General features: G+C 62.8%; 17 protein-coding genes. 3 read left to right on the top strand and 14 right to left on the bottom strand.

The genetic code is table 11. From position 1 onward, the window contains the following. Window positions 1–8: 8 nt before the first annotated feature. The 12 genes from G1E_RS01710 to G1E_RS01655 all read right to left on the bottom strand — a co-directional run bounded on the left by G1E_RS01710 (window position 9) and on the right by G1E_RS01655 (window position 11856). Window positions 9–2141 carry a glycosyltransferase family 2 protein gene (locus G1E_RS01710; protein ID WP_047149578.1) on the bottom strand — a complete coding sequence of 711 codons (2133 nt, stop codon included), beginning with the start codon at window positions 2139–2141 and terminating at the stop codon, window positions 9–11. 1 nt (window position 2142) lies between these two features. Further along, window positions 2143–3384 carry a hypothetical protein gene (locus G1E_RS01705; RefSeq protein WP_009684715.1) on the bottom strand — a complete coding sequence of 414 codons (1242 nt, stop codon included), beginning with the start codon at window positions 3382–3384 and terminating at the stop codon, window positions 2143–2145. Next, window positions 3381–4574 (bottom strand): HlyD family secretion protein, encoded by a 1194-nt coding sequence (locus G1E_RS01700; protein WP_225785725.1) that lies wholly within the window; start codon window positions 4572–4574, stop codon window positions 3381–3383. Before G1E_RS01700 ends, G1E_RS01705 begins: the two co-directional genes overlap by 4 nt. 329 nt (window positions 4575–4903) lie before the next feature. Continuing rightward, complete coding sequence (locus G1E_RS01695; protein WP_009684717.1) at window positions 4904–5509, bottom strand: START domain-containing protein; 606 nt, start codon at window positions 5507–5509, stop codon at window positions 4904–4906. Window positions 5510–5542: 33 nt separating this feature from the next. Continuing rightward, a complete protein-coding gene (locus G1E_RS01690) occupies window positions 5543–5797 on the bottom strand; it encodes a YkgJ family cysteine cluster protein (protein WP_009684718.1) in 255 nt (84 codons plus the stop codon). Between the two features lie 132 nt (window positions 5798–5929). Beyond that, on the bottom strand, window positions 5930–6385 hold the full coding sequence (locus G1E_RS01685; protein WP_009684719.1) for a hypothetical protein: 456 nt from the start codon (window positions 6383–6385) through the stop codon (window positions 5930–5932). A 64-nt stretch (window positions 6386–6449) separates the two neighbouring features. After that, window positions 6450–7892, bottom strand: a complete 1443-nt coding sequence (locus G1E_RS01680; protein WP_009684720.1) for a PLP-dependent aminotransferase family protein — start codon at window positions 7890–7892, stop codon at window positions 6450–6452. 196 nt (window positions 7893–8088) lie between these two features. Further along, complete coding sequence (locus G1E_RS01675) at window positions 8089–8901, bottom strand: OmpA family protein (protein WP_009684721.1); 813 nt, start codon at window positions 8899–8901, stop codon at window positions 8089–8091. Further along, on the bottom strand, window positions 8898–9251 hold the full coding sequence (locus G1E_RS01670) for a DUF4398 domain-containing protein (RefSeq protein WP_009684722.1): 354 nt from the start codon (window positions 9249–9251) through the stop codon (window positions 8898–8900). The genes G1E_RS01675 and G1E_RS01670 overlap by 4 nt, the downstream gene beginning before the upstream one ends. Before the next feature lie 9 nt (window positions 9252–9260). Further along, window positions 9261–10082 carry an ABC transporter substrate-binding protein gene (locus G1E_RS01665; RefSeq protein ID WP_009684723.1) on the bottom strand — a complete coding sequence of 274 codons (822 nt, stop codon included), beginning with the start codon at window positions 10080–10082 and terminating at the stop codon, window positions 9261–9263. Window positions 10083–10176: 94 nt separating this feature from the next. Beyond that, the gene (locus G1E_RS01660) at window positions 10177–11106 is read right to left on the bottom strand and encodes an electron transfer flavoprotein subunit alpha/FixB family protein (protein ID WP_009684724.1); all 930 of its coding nucleotides are present in this window, start codon (window positions 11104–11106) and stop codon (window positions 10177–10179) included. Next, on the bottom strand, window positions 11107–11856 hold the full coding sequence (locus tag G1E_RS01655) for an electron transfer flavoprotein subunit beta/FixA family protein (protein WP_009684725.1): 750 nt from the start codon (window positions 11854–11856) through the stop codon (window positions 11107–11109). 532 nt (window positions 11857–12388) lie between these two features. On the opposite strand from G1E_RS01655, the gene G1E_RS01650 reads away from it, so the two are divergent. Further along, on the top strand, window positions 12389–14071 hold the full coding sequence (locus tag G1E_RS01650) for an electron transfer flavoprotein-ubiquinone oxidoreductase (protein WP_080709229.1): 1683 nt from the start codon (window positions 12389–12391) through the stop codon (window positions 14069–14071). Window positions 14072–14129: 58 nt separating this feature from the next. Here the strand turns inward: G1E_RS01650 and G1E_RS01645 are convergent, their stop codons facing one another. Together G1E_RS01645 and G1E_RS01640 are read right to left on the bottom strand one after the other, a co-directional pair. Next, window positions 14130–15455, bottom strand: coding sequence for an MFS transporter (locus G1E_RS01645; RefSeq protein WP_009684727.1), 1326 nt, complete (start codon window positions 15453–15455; stop codon window positions 14130–14132). A gap of 58 nt (window positions 15456–15513) precedes the next feature. Further along, complete coding sequence (locus G1E_RS01640; RefSeq protein WP_009684728.1) at window positions 15514–15993, bottom strand: response regulator; 480 nt, start codon at window positions 15991–15993, stop codon at window positions 15514–15516. A 296-nt stretch (window positions 15994–16289) separates the two neighbouring features. Between G1E_RS01640 and azu the strand changes: the two genes are divergently transcribed. Then, the gene (gene azu, locus G1E_RS01635) at window positions 16290–16739 is read left to right on the top strand and encodes an azurin (RefSeq protein ID WP_009684729.1); all 450 of its coding nucleotides are present in this window, start codon (window positions 16290–16292) and stop codon (window positions 16737–16739) included. A gap of 135 nt (window positions 16740–16874) precedes the next feature. Next, window positions 16875–17657: efflux RND transporter periplasmic adaptor subunit (locus G1E_RS01630; protein WP_047149577.1), on the top strand; the 783-nt coding region annotated here is incomplete at its 3' end.

Genomic DNA, 17657 nt, shown 5'->3' with positions numbered 1-17657 from the left:
CCCTTCCCTCACCAAACGCTGTTCATCAAGGCACGCAGTTGAGCCAGCACGCCGAGAAGGCCGCTGGAAGCCTGCAGGGCAGCCGGCTGGGCGCTGCGGCGCTTCACAGCCACCCGCGCGCTGGCGATGGGCGCCTGCCGCGGCCGGCGCACCAGCCGCAGGCGCCAGTCGCCTTCGCCCAGCAGCGCCCGGCGCAGCAAGGTGAAGAACGCAGTGGCGGGTTGCGCCGTGCTGGCCACATTGGGATTGGCCTGGCTGAACAGCCTGGTGATCAGCGCGCGCCGCTGCGCCTCATGCACCGATACGAAGCGCAGCCCCAGCCGTTGGCTGCCATCCCGGCGTACCACCTCTGCCCCCAGCCAGCCCACCTTGTCCACCCATACCTGGCCACGCCTGCCGCACGGCACCTCGCCGACCATGGCGCCTTCGAACGCCGCCCCGCTGATCGAGATATCGACCAGTTGCCCACCCAGCGTACCGGCGCCCAGGCGCAGCTGGGTGGGCCGAGCAAACGGAAAGCGCTCCTCGCCGTGTAGCCGCGGCCGATCAACGCAGGCCACCAGTGTCGCCAGGTTGTACAGCAGCACCAGCACCGTCCAGCTCAGGTTGAACACCATATTGCCGTCCAGTCGGCTGGCAGTGCTGATCGCCGTGATTGCGCCGACCTGCGCCAACACACTCAAGGCCAGGAAAAACCCAAACAGCTTCCAGTGCACTTGGGTCTGGGAGCGGTCCAGGCCTTTGGCCGTCACCTTGAAAGGCCGCCCGAACGGGCGAATCGCAGCACTGATCAGGGTCGCGGTCACCGCCAATGCGCAAACGATCTGCGTCACCTCGGTGAAGATCGGCAGTGAGCGCCGCCCGGTCACCCAGGTGCTGTAACCCCAATAGGCGATCAGCGCCGGCATGCCGAAGGCCAGAAACGCTGCCGGCGTTGCATAGAAACCGGCAATGCCGAAATACCAATACAGCACCGGCGACACCAGCATCATCAGGATGAAAGGCTTGGAGCACCAATGCAGCAGGCCGTGCAGGTAATGCAGGCGATCGTTCAGGCCATAGCCGCGACCGAACAGCGGCCCCTGGCGCAGCAAGGCCACCTGGATCGTCCCCAGGCACCAGCGGCCGCGCTGGTTGATGTACTCGGTCAGGCCCTCGGCAGACAGCCCGATGGACAAACGCTCGTTCAGCCAGCGGGTGATGTAGCCCATCTGCATCAGGCGGTAGGACGTGTAGATGTCCTCACAGACCGACCCCGTGGGAAAACCACCCATGCGCTCGACCAGATCACGCCGCACCACGAACGAAGTGCCCACGCAGAACGCTGCGTTCCAGGCATCCTTGGCAGGCTGGAACACATCGAAGAATACCCGTTGCTCATCCACCCAGCTGTTTGCCGACCCCAGGTTATGCTGGATAGGGTCCGGGTTGTAGTAGAACTGCGGGGTCTGCACCAACCCGACCTCAGGGTCCTGGAACAGCCCCAAGGTCCGCAGCAGAATCGGCCGCTGCGGGGCGAAGTCTGCATCCAGCACCAGTATGTACGGCGCGTTGGTACTGGCTGCCGACTGGCGCAGGCCGTTGTTCAGGTTGCCCGCCTTGGCGTGCAGGTTGTCATCGCGCCGCGTGTAACGCACCCCCATGCTCGCGCAGTAGTCGCGCAGCCAGTCCCGCCGCGTGTCATCCAGCACCCAGAGGGTAAAGTTGGGGTAGTCCATGGCCTGCGCGGCAATGATGGTCTTCTCCAGAACCTCGAGCCCTTCGTTGTAGGTGCAGATGAACACATCGACCGCCGGCGCCTCGGCCCCCATCGCGCGCAAGCGCTGCTCGCCAGCGTCCGCGGCGTGGCGGTGATCGCTGCGCCGGCACATCACCACGATCGAAAACAAGGTATAGGCAATGCCCAACAACTCGAAGAACAGGAAGCCATAAGCCCATACCGTGGCGAACCCCGCGCGGCTGTCAGGCAAGGTGTCGGCGAAGCGCCAGGCCACGTACCTGACCAGCAGTGCCGCGGTCAGCGCGCCGAACAGCAGGCGCGCCAGCCATTGCTCGCGGTGGGCCATGCAACTCAGCAGGACCACGATGGCCAGCGTCCACAGGTTGATTTGCAGCAGTTGTGTCGAGTCCAGTGCTTGCATGTCAGTGGGCCTTGTAATCGCCAGTGAAAGGGTTGACGCCGGTGGCAGCGATCGCCGCCCATGCCGTGGCGCCCAAATGGGGCAGGTGGAAGTACAGGAAATCGTCATGGGTCGAGTCCGGCCCCACGCTCAGCCCCGTGCTGACCTGTGCCTCCGGGGTGGCGTACAGCCAGCCATCGCCAGCCTGTTGCGCCAGCAACAACGGCCACAATGGCTGCGCCAGGGGCGCCAGGCCGCGAAGGCTGGCAACGGCCGCCACCTGCGCCGTGCCTTCGGTCCAGATACCGTCAGGGTCCTGCTTGAAGCCATAGCCCTGAGCGAAACCATGGGCCCGCTCCACGAACGTCAGTGCCTGCAGCCACTGCTGCGGTGCGTCGGCAATGGCAATCAGCGGCCAGATCTGCGCATCCAGGCCCGACTGCTGCGTCTGCGGTGTTCGGCCATCGGGCAAGGTACCGATCAGGAACCGGCCTTGGCCGGCATCCCAGTGGGCCTCGACGAAGCCGCGGGCGATGCGCGCCTGCCGGCCAGCTTCGCTATCGTTGTCCAGCCGCGCCAACGAGGCCCAGGCTGCCGCCAGATCGACGTTATGCTCAGTGGACTTCCAGGTTTGCACCTGCGGGGCAGCGGCGAACCCGTAAATGCCCCCGTTGAAGCCTGCCGGTGGCCCCTTGTCGAAGGTGGTGCGCCGGGCCCAGTCGAGCACCTTTCTGCTCGCCTGCAAATAACGCGCTTCACCGCTGTGCCGATAAGCCTCCAGCAACGCCAGCGCTGCCCACGCCTGATTACCGGTCGCACTGCCCACCTGGTACGCATCCTGGCTCCATGCAGCACGCTCATCGCTCCAGTAGCCCGGCAGCCGCACAGGCGCGGCCTGCAGCGGGCCAGCGGCGTAGGCATTGCGCACCCGGCCATCGCGGTACTCAGGGTCGTGATCGATGGCATAGGCCAAAGCGTCGGCAATTTGTCGGGCAGCTGGCGCATTGCCGCAGGCAAACAAGGCGATGCTGGCCAACGCGTTGTCGTAGGTGAATGCCACGCCTTGCAGCACGCCAGGCACGGCAGGCTGCCCCGGTTGCTGCGGATAGCTGGCCAGCAGCAACGGCCCTTGGCCTTGAGCCGCCACCGCCTGCCCGATGCCTGCGCAGGTCATGTGCTGCAGGCGGGCCCGAGGCTCCAGGGCCATGGCCTGGCTGCCCAGCACCAGCCCGAGCACACCGGCAAAAAGCACCCAGCCGTTCATCGCGATACCGTCGCGGTCACCCAGTTGCCAGGGTTGCAGGTCAACAGGCGTTCATCGGCCGGCAAGTTGTTGTCGAACGTACCTACCACATAGACCGAGTTCTGCTCGGCATAAGGAAACGGCACACTGTAATTGCTGCTTTGTACATCGGTCGGGCTGGACAGTAACTGCACGACTTTGGCTTTCAGCGGTTGCGCGACACCGCGGATAGATACTTGCAGTTCGCTATCCCGGTCGATCCGGCTGGCCATTCGCTCCGGGAATACCGCAATAACATAACTTTGACTGCAATTGGTAGCGCGCAATAGCGTTGCACCCGCCCGTACTTGCGTGCCTTGCGGGGCGATCAACTCTTGCACGGTGCCGGATGCATACGCCACCACATTATAAGCCGCCATCATCTGCACCCGGTTTTGCTCACTTTCTATCAACTGGTCGAGGTGGGAAAGTTCCTCTTCGAGGGTTACCCGGTTGCGCTCCAGATTATCCAGGCTAAGTTTCAGCGTGGTCATCTGCGACTTGAGGTCGAACATGCGCAATTGCTCGGGGTCCAGGTACACCTGGTCCTTGGCCGCATTAAGATCACCATCGTTGATGTGCACCCGCGAGCGAATGGTCTCGGCATCGGCCTGCAACGAGGCCAGTTGCGCCCGGGAACTGGCCACGACGGCCTCGCTCACCGCGCCCTGGCGAAACAGCTCAAGGTTACGTGCCAGTGTTTCCCGGGCATCGGCCAGGCGTGCGCCAGCCGCCCCGCTCTCAGCCTTCAGGGCCTTCTGCGCGTAGCGCTTGCGCACCTCATAGGCATCCTGGTACTGCTGGCTGGTGATCTCCAGTGCGTTGTAGTACTTGCGGTCGTGTTCGGCCTGGCTGGCCATGGCCGCCAATTGCTGCTGCAAGGTGAGCCGGCGTGTCTGCAAGCCCAGCAGCGTTTCCTGTTCCGCCCGGGGGTTCTCGATGGTTGCGATATCCTGGCCCGTGGTGAACGTGGTGCCTGGCTGAATGTTCAAGGTACGCACCACGCCATCGATGGGCGTGGTCAGCAGAATGACCGGTGCATTGAGAATGGCCCGGGTTGCCGATGACGACAATAACGGCATGAACAATGTCGAAAACAGCAACCAGCCCATGAAAGCCAATACACCGTACCCGGCGATCCGGGGCAATAACGAAAGTCGATTAGCATGCACGATGATATCTCCCACACACGCGGCGGATGAAAATCAATAGGCAAGTGCTCGCCCTTGCACTGACCGAGGACAAAACGGCCCGCAAGCGCAGAGGTACAAGTGGGTAAGGCGTAGGTCTTGAAGTTATAAAGCAGAAGAAAAACGCAGCACGTTTTTTATAGTTGGCGTGAGCACGAGAGGGGGCAGGAAATGGCTCACTGAGTTTGAATCTAAGCCCAAAAATTTATGCTGTCAAACTTCCAGCAACGCTCAAATAATGGCGTTCTTTTATTGACGCCGGTGCCACCTGTAGCGCCATCACCTGAAGGCGCTACAGGCAGTGCGAGGCCTCAGTTTTTCTCAGCCCGTTCACGCAGCTGTTTGAGGGTATTGAACGGCGAATCCACCACGAACTTGTTGGCGACCATCGCCGGCACGCTACCACCCGGCTCGGTATGCACCTGGTAGGTCACTTCGGTGGTGTCGCCCTTGGGCACCAGCTTCCAGAACCCTTCGACTTTAGCCACCCGCACGAAGCCCTTCTCTTCCGGCAGGTAGGTCGGCTCTTCTTTCAGGTTGCGGGTGACGCTGCCATCAGCCTCCTTGACAGTGGTGATATGCAGCACCGAATCGCGCGGCGTCACCGGCCATGGCGTATTGAACTGGGTGTAGGTCCAGCTCTGGTTACCTTCATGCTTGAGCAGCTTCTGCGATTTGCATTCGTGGATCCATGCACATGCCCCGGCCGCGTCTTCCTGCAGTGCCTCGACCTTGGCCAGCGGCGCCTTGATCACGGTCACCCCGCGATAGGCCTTGTACTTGGAGCCAGCGACTTCGCTGAGGGACACCTTGATGCCTTCCTCGTCCTTGGCCACTTGCCAGTTCTCGGCCCAGGCCGCCGGCGAAAGCAGAACACCCACGCCACACAGCAGTGCAATACGCTTTAACGATCTCATCATGTTTATCCTTGTTGTCGAAGATCCAGCCTTTCACGCCGCCGTCATCTGCTCCCACCAGCCAAGAATCCTGATCGCTTCGTCACGGTCACTGCCACACACCTCGACATCTGCCTTGAACCCGCCACACACTGCTGGCCGCTCAGGCTTGCCGAACAGGTCGCAGAGGTTGGCCGCCGTCAGGTGCAGGCAGCGCTCGCCAGCTGGCTTGCCATTGGGCATGCGCGGCATGGCAGAGGTGATGGACGGGGCAATGCAGCAGGCACCGCAGCCCTCACGGCAGTTCATGGCGATTCACCAAACTCAGGACTCCCTGAAACAAGTAACGGGACGAACGCCCCTGGATAGTACCCGCCCAAACAGGTGTTTGAAATTGCTGGCACGATGAAAAATGACATGACCCGGCAGTCAGTTTGCCCCTTACTGCCGGAACTCGAAATCGATGGCCGCACCTTCCACTTCACGGCGGCTGTCATTGCGCAATTGCAGCTGCATTTCATTGTTGATCAAGCGGCCATTGAGCTGGAACGGGCTGTCGTCGGCTTCCGGCTTGTCCCGGAACATAGGGGGCAGCAGCGGTTTGCGGCGCTGGATCGGCGAAGGTGTCCCTATGTCTGGCTCAAGGTTGTCGACCAGGTCGGTGGGCAGGCTCAAGTCCAACTTTGCTTTGGGCAAAGGCTTGGCAACTGCCTTGCTTCGCGGTTTTGCTTTCTTGGCAGGGGCTTTGCGGACTACCGGCTTCTGCGCAGGCTTGGCGGCGTTTTTTGTCTGTGCCTGCTGGGCCTGCGCCGGCTGCGCAGCGAAGGCCAGGCCCGCGGCGGCGCAGCACGGGGCCGCAAGGCACAGAATCAGAACAAAACGACGTAATGCATTCATGGCAAATGGACAGACCCGCTGTAAAGGCTCGTATGCTCCCTGTTCCGCGGGCTGCTGGCAACCCTCACAAAAGTGTGAGCGCAGGCTCGCGGCACAGCTGCTGCGCCAGCAAGCCCAAGGTCATGACCGCCCGCTCGGCCTCCTTGTTCCACGGAATACCGCAGTTGAGGCGGATGCAGTGGTTGAATTGTTCCGTGTTACTGAATATCAACCCCGGAGCAATACTGATGCCCTGCTCCAACGCACGCACATGCAGCTCTTGCGTATTCACCCGCCCAGGCAGGCTCACCCAGAGGATGAACCCCCCGGTAGGCCGGGTCATCTGGGTACCTTCGGGGAAGTGCTGCTGCACCGCCAGCTGGTAGGCACTGAGGTTCTTGCGGTACTCCTGGCGGATATAGCGCAGCTGCCGGTCGTAGCCGCCATTTTCCAGGTACGCTGCCACACCCATCTGGGTCACGCTGCAGGCTGAATGGGTGGTGAAAGTTTGCAGGCGCTGTATCTCGTCCTGGTAACGCCCGGCGATCATCCAGCCAACCCTCACCCCGGGAGACAAGGTTTTGGAGAAGCTCGAACAGTAGATCACCCGGTCCAGCCGATCGAAGGCTTTCAGTGCCTTGCTCTTGCCCTGCTCGAACATCAACTCGCCATAGATGTCGTCCTCGATGATCTGGATATCGAAGTCCGACGCCAGGCGCAGCAGTTGCTTTTGCCGCTCTTCCGGCACCGTACCGCCCAGCGGGTTGCTCAGCCGCGCAGTCAACACCAAGGCCTTGATCGACCACTGGTTTGCCGCCAGTTGCAAGGCTTCGAGGCTGATCCCCGTGGACGGGTCGCTGGGGATCTCGATCACTTTCAAACCCAGCAGGTCCGCCAGTTGCAGCAAACCGTAATAGGTCGGCGACTCGGCGGCAATCAGGTCCCCGGGGCGGGTCAGCACCCGTAACGACATCTGCAGGGCATCGACACAGCCGTGGGTCACGATCACCTCTCGCGGGTCGACGATCACACCGGCATCGCGCATGCGAATGGCAATTTGCCGGCGCAGCGGCTCGAACCCTGGGCTGAACATATAGCTGAAGGCGCGCGGGCTGTGGAAGCGTGTCACTTTGGCGATTTGCTGGTGCAGCGCGCGCACTGGCAGATAATCCACATGGGGCACGGCAGCACCGAACGGGAACACACCGTCGCGGCGGGCCTCGGTCAATACCTGCTGGATGATGCTGGCACGTGTGACCAGGCCTGGGCGCTCGACCCTGGCGATATCCGGAGTCGGGGCGGTCAGGGCCGGGGTCTGGTGCACATAGTAGCCGGACTGCGGCCGCGCACGGATCAGGCCCTGGTCTTCGAGGTTGGCGTAGGCCTGCAGCACCGTGGCATGGCTGACGTTGAGCTGCGCGCTCATCTTGCGTACGGAGGGTACCCGCTCGCCTGGCTGGTAGACGCCGCGACGAATGTCATCGGCCAGTTGCTGGGCGATACGCTGGTACAGCAGCAGGTTGGTCATGGCGGGATCTCGACGCGCGGACGGGCTCGTTGTTCTTGTGCGACTCACTGACAGTAGAGGATACCGTAACAGTCAAGAAGTGTACCGGGACAGATGGTTGGACCGCCACTGCATCTTCAGCGCCTGTGAGATCCAGCGCCGCGCGGGCGGCGCGCGATCTGATCGGCGCCGACCGCACCGAGCCGAACACTCACGCTCAACGCGCCGGCGCGAGCCTGCCCTTGTCGTCGGAAAACACAATCTCGACCCGGCGGTTCTGCGCCCTACCCCGCTCCGAGGCATTGGCCTCGATCGGGTACTGGTCGCCGTAGCCTTCGACCTGCAGGCGCTTTTCGTCGACACCAAGGTCCACCAGCATGTCGGCAACGGACTGAGCCCGGTCGTGCGACAGCTTGAGGTTTTCTTCAGGTGTACCCGTGCTGTCGGTATAGCCCTCGATGCGTACCACCCGGTGTGGGTTGAGCTGCAGGAACTGCACCAGCTTGAGCACGGTTCGGCTGGCGGTGTTTTTCAGGTTGGCACTGCCGGTGTCGAACAGCACGTCACCCAAGGTCATTACCAGGCCGCGGTCGGCTTGCTCCGAGGCCAGCGCGGCAATTTGCGCCTCGACCCATTTGCCTTGCTGCTGCACGCTGGCCAGCTTGGCCTCGCGCAAAGCCAGCTGCAAACGCTGGCGCTCCAGGTCCAGCTTGGCCTGGCGCTCCTGGTTCAGCGCCAGCTTGGCATGCTCACCGGCAATCTCGCTGTAACGCTGGCTGAGGTAAGCGTAATGGCGCACATCGGAGCCGGTGCCGATGTAGCTGGACAAGCGCTCGGCGCGCGCCAGCGACTCGCCTGCACGAATCACGTCACGCGGCGCGCTGCGCAGCACGTCGGAATCGTCCTTGACCTTCTGGAAGGCGGCGCTGGCTTGCTCAAGCGCCGCGCTGCTGCGCTGGCTGGCGCAACCCTGCAGGCCTGCCGCCAGGGCCAGCACTGCCAGTACGGCGAAGGGTGCGTGACGGTTCATGGCTGCACCTCCAGCTGCTTGCGCAGGCGCTGCACCCGCGACTGCAACAACTGCAACTGCTCTTCACTCTTCTGGTTCAGCACCTGGGCCTCGGCAAAACGCGCGTCCAGTTCCGCCTGCTCGGCGCGCATGCGCGCATCGCGGTAGTCTTCGGTCAGCATGTTGGTCCTGGCCCGCGCCAGCTTGTCTTCGGCCAGTTTCAGCGATTCGGCCTGGTCGGTTGCACCGACGGCCCTGGCCTGCTCCAGCGCCTGTTCGGAAATACGCATCTGCTCGTTAGGGGCCGGGTCATTGGCGCAGCCCGCCAGGCCAAGCACGGCCAGGGCAAGGATCAGTGGTTGGGTTCTCACGCAATCTTCCTAGTGTTTGGGGGCGTCCGCCGGTACTTGCAGCTGCGCTTTCCAGCGCTCGACATTACGTTGCAGTACCGCTTCGGATGCACCGGAGATCGGCAATTCTGTCAGTTTTTTCGCCAATTGCCCACGCAACCAACTGTCATTGCACGCGGAATTGTGCGACAGCGCCAAGTACAAGCCTGGGCGGTCGACCGGCAAACCCCGCGCAATCAGGTCATTGCTCATGCCCAGGCTCTGGGCCATGGCCATACCGGCATAACGGCCGGCCAGCACGTAATCCACCTGGCCGAGCACCAGTTTCTGGAACGCTTGAGTAAGGTTCTGCGCAGGCACCAGCTTCAGTTGCGCCTTGGCGAACGCAGTAAAGGCCGGCGTCAGGCGCGCCCGCTCGGACAAACTACCCTGGTAGCGGGCCAGGTCGGCCGGGCCATCGATGGTCAGTTGCGCATCGTGCCGCGTCCACACCAGGTACTCGTTCAACTGCAACGGGGGGTGGATATAGTCCAGCGCAGTCAGTTGCTCCACCTGCATCGGCGTGTCGATCAGCAGGTCCATGCGGCCGCTGCGAACCTCTTGCAGTGCCTGTTCGCGACGCCCGGCACTGAGCACCTCCACCTTCACCCCCAGCTCGCCAGCCACCTGACGCAGCAGGTCGACGTTGGCACCGATCAGGTGCTGCGGGTCTTTCGGGTCCTGCCACGAATAGGGCGGCGCATCAGGGCTGCCGGTTGCTACCAGGCGTTCGCACTTGCCTGCCGCCATGGCCGGTGGCGCAACCAAGACCGCCATGCATGCCAGCACCCTGCCTGCTTTACGCAGCACCATTGCTCACTCCTTGTATCGCGATTGACCCGTAACCGGCCATAAAAAAACCCGGCCCTGTAACGGGGCCGGGTTCTTTATAAGTGAAGCAGGCGGATCAGACCAGCTTTTCCAGCTCTGGCACCGCTTCGAACAGGTCCGCGACCAGCCCGTAGTCAGCCACCTGGAAGATCGGCGCTTCTTCGTCCTTGTTGATCGCAACGATCACCTTGGAGTCCTTCATGCCGGCCAGGTGCTGGATCGCACCGGAAATGCCCACGGCGATGTACAGCTGCGGCGCGACGATCTTGCCGGTCTGGCCGACCTGCATGTCGTTGGGCACGAAGCCGGCGTCGACGGCGGCGCGCGAGGCACCCACGGCAGCACCGAGCTTGTCGGCCAGGCTGTACAGGTGGCTGAAGTTGTCACCGTTACCCATGCCACGGCCGCCGGAAACGACGATTTTGGCGGCAGTCAACTCTGGGCGGTCGGACTTGGCCAACTCTTCGCCAACGAATGCCGAGATACCAGCATCGTGCGCGGCACCGACCGCCTCGATGGCAGCCGAACCGCCTTCGGCGGCCACGGCGTCAAAGCCGGTGGTACGCACGGTGATCACCTTGATGGCCGCGCTCGATTGCACGGTGGCAATGGCGTTACCGGCGTAGATCGGGCGCTTGAAGGTGTCGGCGGACTCGACCGAGATGATCTCGGAGATCTGGTCGACGTCCAGCAGCGCAGCAACCCGCGGCAGGACGTTCTTGCCATTGGTGGTGGCCGGGGCCAGCACGTGGCTGTAACCCTTGGCCAGCTCGACGATCAGCGGCGCCACGTTCTCTGGCAGCACGTGGGCATAAGCTGCGTTATCGGCAACCAGGACCTTGGCCACGCCAGCGATCTTGGCAGCGGCTTCGGCAACGCCGCCAATGTTCTGGCCAGCGACCAGTACATGCACATCGCCACCGATCTTGGCGGCAGCGGCAACGGTGTTCAGGGTGGCCGGGGCTACGGCACCGTTTTCGTATTCAGCGACAACCAGGATAGTCATTTAGATTACCTTCGCTTCGTTCTTCAGCTTCTCGACCAGTTCGGCCACCGACTTGACCTTGATACCCGCGCTGCGGGCAGCCGGGGCTTCAACTTTCACGGTTTTGTTGGTGGAGGCGAGGGAAACGCCCAGCGCGTCTGGCGCATGGGTTTCCAGCGGCTTTTTCTTGGCCTTCATGATGTTCGGCAGCGACGCGTAGCGTGGCTCGTTCAGGCGCAGGTCGGTGGTGACGATCGCAGGCAGGTTCAGTGCAACCGTCTGCAGGCCACCGTCGATTTCACGGGTGACATTCAGCTTGTCGCCGGCCACTTCCACCTTGGAGGCGAAGGTGCCCTGGGCGTAGCCGGTCAGCGCAGCCAGCATCTGGCCGGTCTGGTTGTTGTCGCTGTCGATGGCTTGTTTGCCGAGGATGATCAGCTGTGGCTGCTCCTTGTCGACAACCGCCTTGAGCGCCTTGGCCACGGCCAGGGAGTTCAGTTCATCAGCGGCTTCGACCAGGATGGCGCGGTCGGCGCCAAGGGCCAGGGCGGTGCGCAGTTGTTCCTGGGCAGTGGTCGGGCCGACCGAAACGACCACGATCTCGCTGGCAACGCCCTTCTCTTTCAGGCGTACGGCTTCTTCCACGGCGATTTCGCAGAAGGGGTTCATGGACATCTTGACGTTAGCAAGGTCGACGCCGGAGTTGTCCGCTTTGACGCGAACCTTGACGTTGTAGTCGACCACTCGTTTGACAGCTACAAGAACCTTCATGGATTCCTCGTTACTCTCCGGTGAATAGATAGTCGCCTGGGGCAAAGCCCTGCGATGCGCGTGGGTACAAGGGCACCTCTAAAAACGTACCGGGAAGCGGCATCTTCACAGTGACCGAACAGTCTTGTTCGGACCATTGCGACAAATACTCACGGGTCATTTCCTGTCGTGGCGTGTAAACTCCACTACAAACCGGCCTAAGCCCGCAAAACCCTGCTCCACACCTGGTCTTTAGAGGTGTACCTGCGCCCGGCTGCAAGCCTACGGCGAACGTAAAACCGCTCGTATCTTGACCGTAACACCCAATCCGGTCAATACGGCAAATCGGTCACCCTCCAGCCGCACGCCTGTGATTTTACTGGCCTGCGGCAAATTCAAACAAACGTTTGTATTGGACCCGCCAAGTGGTGTAGATATAATGCGCGGCCAAGACAAAACGGTGTAGTCCGTCAGTTGCGCAGCTACAGTTTCGCTCCCGTGACGAGCCACTGCGCGCATGCACCCATAAGACCCAGCAACAGCACGAGCCTTGATGAGTAGGAGAGAACCTGTGGAACGCGAATACATGGAATTCGACGTGGTCATCGTCGGCGCCGGCCCGGCGGGCCTGTCCGCCGCCTGCCGCCTGAAGCAGAAGGCCGCCGAAACCGGTAGCGAAATCAGCGTCTGCGTGGTGGAAAAAGGCTCCGAAGTCGGTGCTCACATCCTCTCCGGTGCGGTGTTCGAGCCCCGCGCGCTGAACGAGCTGTTCCCCGACTGGAAGGCACTGGGCGCGCCACTGAACACCGAAGTGAAGCGCGACGATATCTACGTGCTCAAAGACGCCGGCAGCTCGACCAAAGTGCCCGACCTGTTCGTGCCCAAAACCATGCACAACCAGGGCAACTACATCATTTCGCTGGGCAACCTGTGCCGCTGGCTGGCCCAGCAGGCCGAGAACCTGGGCGTGGAAATCTACCCCGGCTTCGCCGCCCAGGAAGCCCTGTTCGATGAAAACGGCGTGGTCCGCGGCATTGTCACCGGCGACCTGGGTGTCGACCGCGAAGGCAAGCCAAAGGACGGCCTGTATACCCCCGGCATGGAACTGCGCGCCAAGTACACCCTGTTCGCCGAAGGCTGCCGTGGCCATATCGGCAAGCAGCTGATCAAGCGCTTCAACCTCGACAGCGAAGCCGACGTGCAGCACTACGGCATCGGCCTGAAGGAAATCTGGGAAATCGACCCGGCCAAGCACGAGCAAGGCCTGGTGGTGCATACCGCTGGCTGGCCGCTGGACGTGATGGCCAAGGACAACACCGGTGGCTCGTTCCTTTACCACCTGGAAAACAACCAGGTGGTGGTCGGCCTGATCGTCGACCTGTCCTATGCCAACCCGTACCTGTCGCCCTTCGACGAATTCCAGCGCCTGAAGCACCACCCGGTGATGAGCCAATACCTCGAAGGTGGCAAGCGTATCAGCTACGGCGCCCGCGCCATCTGCAAGGGCGGCCTGAACTCGCTGCCGAAGATGGTCTTCAACGGCGGCGCGCTGATCGGTTGCGACCTCGGCACCCTGAACTTCTCGAAGATCAAGGGCAGCCATACCGCGATGAAGTCCGGCATGCTGGCCGCCGAAGCGGTGGCTGACGCCCTGGCTGCCGGGCGTGAAGGTGGCGACCTGCTCGACGGCTACGTCAGCGCGTTCAAGGCCAGCTGGCTGTACGAAGAGCTGTTCGCCAGCCGCAACTTCGGCCCGGCACTGCACAAGTTCGGCCCGCTGCTGGGGGGGGCTTTCAACTATGTCGACCAGAACTGGTTTGGCGGCAAGCTGCCGTTTACCCTGCACGACACCAAGCCGGACTACGCCTGCCTGAAGCTGGCGGCCGACTCGCAGAAAATCGACTACCCGAAACCGGACGGCAAGCTCAGCTTCGACAAGCTCAGCTCGGTATTCCTCTCCAGCACCAACCATGAAGAGGAACAACCCTGCCACCTGAAGCTGACCGACCCGAGCATCCCGATCGCCAGCAACCTGCCGCTGTACGATGAGCCCGCCCAGCGTTACTGCCCGGCCGGCGTGTACGAAGTGGTCACCCAGGAAGACGGCAACAAGCGGTTCCAGATCAACGCGCAGAACTGCGTGCACTGCAAGACCTGCGACATCAAGGACCCGGCCCAGAACATCACCTGGGTCACCCCTGAAGGCGCTGGCGGGCCGAACTACCCGAACATGTAAGCCCGCCCCTGCAGCAAGAAAAAGCCCCCTGGCCTCGCGGCCCGGGGGCTTTTTTCGTTCATTTGTCGACGCACATGATCGGCATCGGCTCCGCCGCGAACGCGGAAGGTTGCCGGCGGCCAAAGTAGCGGGCAGTGAGCAGCCCCACCGCGCCCATGACCAGACAGAAGCCAACGCACACCCATGGGCTCCACGGCATCAAGGCTATCAACGCCAGGGGCGTAGTGCTGGCCCACAAGGCGTAGGCCACGTTGTAGGTGAAGGAAATACCCGATACCCGGATCTGTGCCGGAAACAGCCCGACCATGACCGACGGCACCACACCCACCACCCCACAGCAGAGCCCGGCCAACGCGTAAGCCAGCCACGTCATGCCCCACTGCCCCACCAGGCTCGCATACAACGCAGCGATGCCCAGCGGCAGCAGCGCGCTGTAGATCATCAACGCCCGCCAGGCGCCCAGGCGGTCGACCAGCAGGCCGGCAAGCACACAACCGATGTTGAGAAAGACGATGCCTACGCTGCTCAGCGCGAACGTGTGCGCGGCAGACATGCCGAAGCGCTGCTGCATGACCGTCGGCGTAATCACCACCAGCACCACCACCGCCGAGGTCAGCACGCAGGTCAGGAGCGCAGCCGGAATCAACGCCCCACGATGCGCGCCCAGCACCTGGCGCAACGGGAATTTCACCGGCTGCTCCTTGCGCTCGCGCAGGGCCAGAAATACCGGCGTTTCACTCAGCCAACGGCGCAACCACACCCCGATCACGCCAAACACGCCCCCGAGCAGGAACGGGTAACGCCAGGCGTAATCGAGAATTTCCTCGGCGCTGAAAGCCTGGGCCAACAGCGTCGCGGTCAGTGCCCCCAGCAAATAGCCAAAGGTCAACCCGGCCTGCAGGAAACCCAGGGCATACCCCCGCCGCCCCGGCGGTGCGTGTTCGGCAACGAATGTCCAGGCACTGGGTACCTCGCCGCCGACCGCAGCCCCCTGCAATATGCGCAACGCCAGCAAGATCAGCGGCGCGGCGTAACCAATCTCGGCATAGGTCGGCATTACCCCGATCAGCAGGCACGGCAGCGCCATCATCAAAATGCTCAGGCTGAACACCCGCTTGCGGCCCAGGTGGTCGGCGAAGTGAGCCATGACGATGCCGCCCAGCGGCCGCGCCAGGTAACCGGTGACGAAAATCCCGAAGCTTTGCAGCAGGCGCAACCACTCCGGCATTTCCGGCGGGAAGAACAGCTGGCTGAGGGTCAGCGCGAAGAACACGAAAATGATGAAATCGTAGATTTCCAGCGCGCCGCCCAGCGCCGCCAGGCCCAGGGTCCGGTGATCGCCGCGGCTGAACCGGGGCGGGCGAGCGGTATCGATGGCAGTCATGGCAGGGTCCGCAAGATCGGCAAAGCGCAAGAGGATAGCAAATACCCGCCGGCCGCCCCTAACGGCTGAACACCGTTTGGCCGAAGTTGCGGTGCCTGCGGGTATGTGCGGTGTTGCCCGACAGGCCCGGCGGCAGTGCCAGGGTGCCGATCAGCAGTGGGCTGTCGATGAGCGCCATGAAGGTCTGCAAGGCCTCGTTGTCCGGCACCTGGGGCAGGCTCACGTTGACCGCCTGGCGTTCGCTCGGCGGCACGCTGGGGACCTTGAGGTGCGGGGTGTGGTACAGCAGGGCATGCTGGATCTGCGTGCTGACCCCACAGAAACGCGCCAGGTCGACGCCGACATGGCTGGCCAGTTCGATATTGCCCAGCAGCAGGTTGAACGGCTGCAACGCACTCTGCACCAGACGCTGCAGCTCTTCAAAGCTCTCCACCGGGGCGATCCGGTAATAGCCCAGGCCATTAAGCAGCCGTTCCAACTGCAGGCGCTGGTACGGGTGCTCGTCGGCGATCAGGATGCGCAGCGACTTGTTGATCATGTTGTGGCCCGGGCAAGGGTAGAGATATAGGGCACGCTCCCTGACCATACTGCGCCAGCAACAGGCGTCCACCAGGGCTGCTCTTGGAGGGGTCTTTCTAGATAGTTGTCGGGAACCGGCGAGAAATCAAGTGGCCAGCTCGCAGAATTTTCACGCGCAAAGCGCAATCGTTCCCAACAACTTGGTGGTAAGGCAGCACCCAGGTTAAATCCGGCGACTTCGCATTCGTCTTTGGGTGAACCCTTGGACGCCGGTATTCAAGGCCGGCGTCGTCCGTACCTCGATGGAGATAGCCCATGTTTCGCACTGCCGTAGCCCTGGCTGCACTGACGCTGTCAGGCTTTGTTTTCGCCGACGAGCAATGCTCGGTGACCATCCAAGGCACCGACCAGATGACCTACGACCTCAAGACCATCCACGTGCCGGCCAGCTGCAAACAGTTCACCGTTACCCTGAAGCACCCCGGCAACCTGCCCAGGAACGTAATGGGGCACAACTGGGTGCTGACCCGCAAAGATGACCTCAAGGGCGTGGCCGACGACGGTGCCAAGGCCGGTGAGGGCCATGACTACATCCAGCCGGGTGATGCCCGGGTGCTGGCGCACACCAAGCTGATCGGCGGCAACGAGCAAGCGTCCGTCACGCTGGATACCAAGGCACTGAAACCGGGTGACAACTATGTGTACTTCTGCTCCTATCCCTTCCACGCCACGGTCATGAAGGGCACCCTGACCTTTGGCGGCTGAACCCCGTTGACCAGGCCGGAGCAGCACCGTAGCGGGCTGCGCCCGGCCCCTTGGCCCCGCCCCGCGCAGGGTCCTAAATTTCGCCCCACCACCCTCGTCTAACCGGCAGCCTTCCCTCACTGGCCGGACTTTCGCATGAGTTACTTTCGCAAGAGTTACCTTCGCCTGACCCGCCGCGCTGCAATCGTCATGCTCTGCCTCATTCCCCTGGCTGCAGCGGCGGCCTGGCAGCTGCTGCCCAATGACGCCGAGCAGCGCCCCTTCGTGCGCGTCGCGCGCGGCAACATCGAATCCAGCGTCACCGCCTTGGGCACCCTGCAGCCTCGCCAGTATGTGGACGTCGGCGCCCAGGCCTCCGGGCAGATCCGCACCCTGCACGTGGAAGTGGGCGACACGGTCAAACAGGGCCAACTGCTGGTCGAAATCGACCCCTCCACCCAGCAGGCGCAACTGGACGCCGAGCGCTACGCCATCCAGACCCTCGAAGCCCAGGTCAAGGAACAGCAGGCCGAACACCTGTTGGCCAGGCAGCAACTGCAACGCCAGCAGCGCATGGCCGCCGATGGCGCCACTCGCGACGAAGACGTGCAAACCGCCCAGGCCAAGGTGCTGACCACCCAGGCGCGCATCCACAGGTACCAGGCGCAGATCCTCCAGGCCCGGGCCAGCCTGCGCAGCGCCGAGGCTCAACTGGGCTACACGCGCATCTTCGCCCCCATGAGCGGCACCGTGGTGGCGGTCGACGCCCGTGCAGGCCAGACGCTCAACGCCCAGCAGCGCACGCCGTTGATCCTGCGCATCGCACGGCTGTCGCCGATGACCGTCTGGGCCGAGGTGTCGGAAGCCGACATCGGCCAGGTCAAGCCAGGTATGCAAGCCTACTTCACCACCCTCAGTGGCGGGGGGGGGGGGGCGGGG

The organism is Pseudomonas sp. TJI-51 (assembly GCF_000190455.2).
GTDB classification, from domain to species: Bacteria; Pseudomonadota; Gammaproteobacteria; order Pseudomonadales; family Pseudomonadaceae; genus Aquipseudomonas; species Aquipseudomonas juntendi.
Note: the sequence above shows the minus strand (reverse complement) of the source record. Positions and strands in the feature narration are given on the sequence as shown.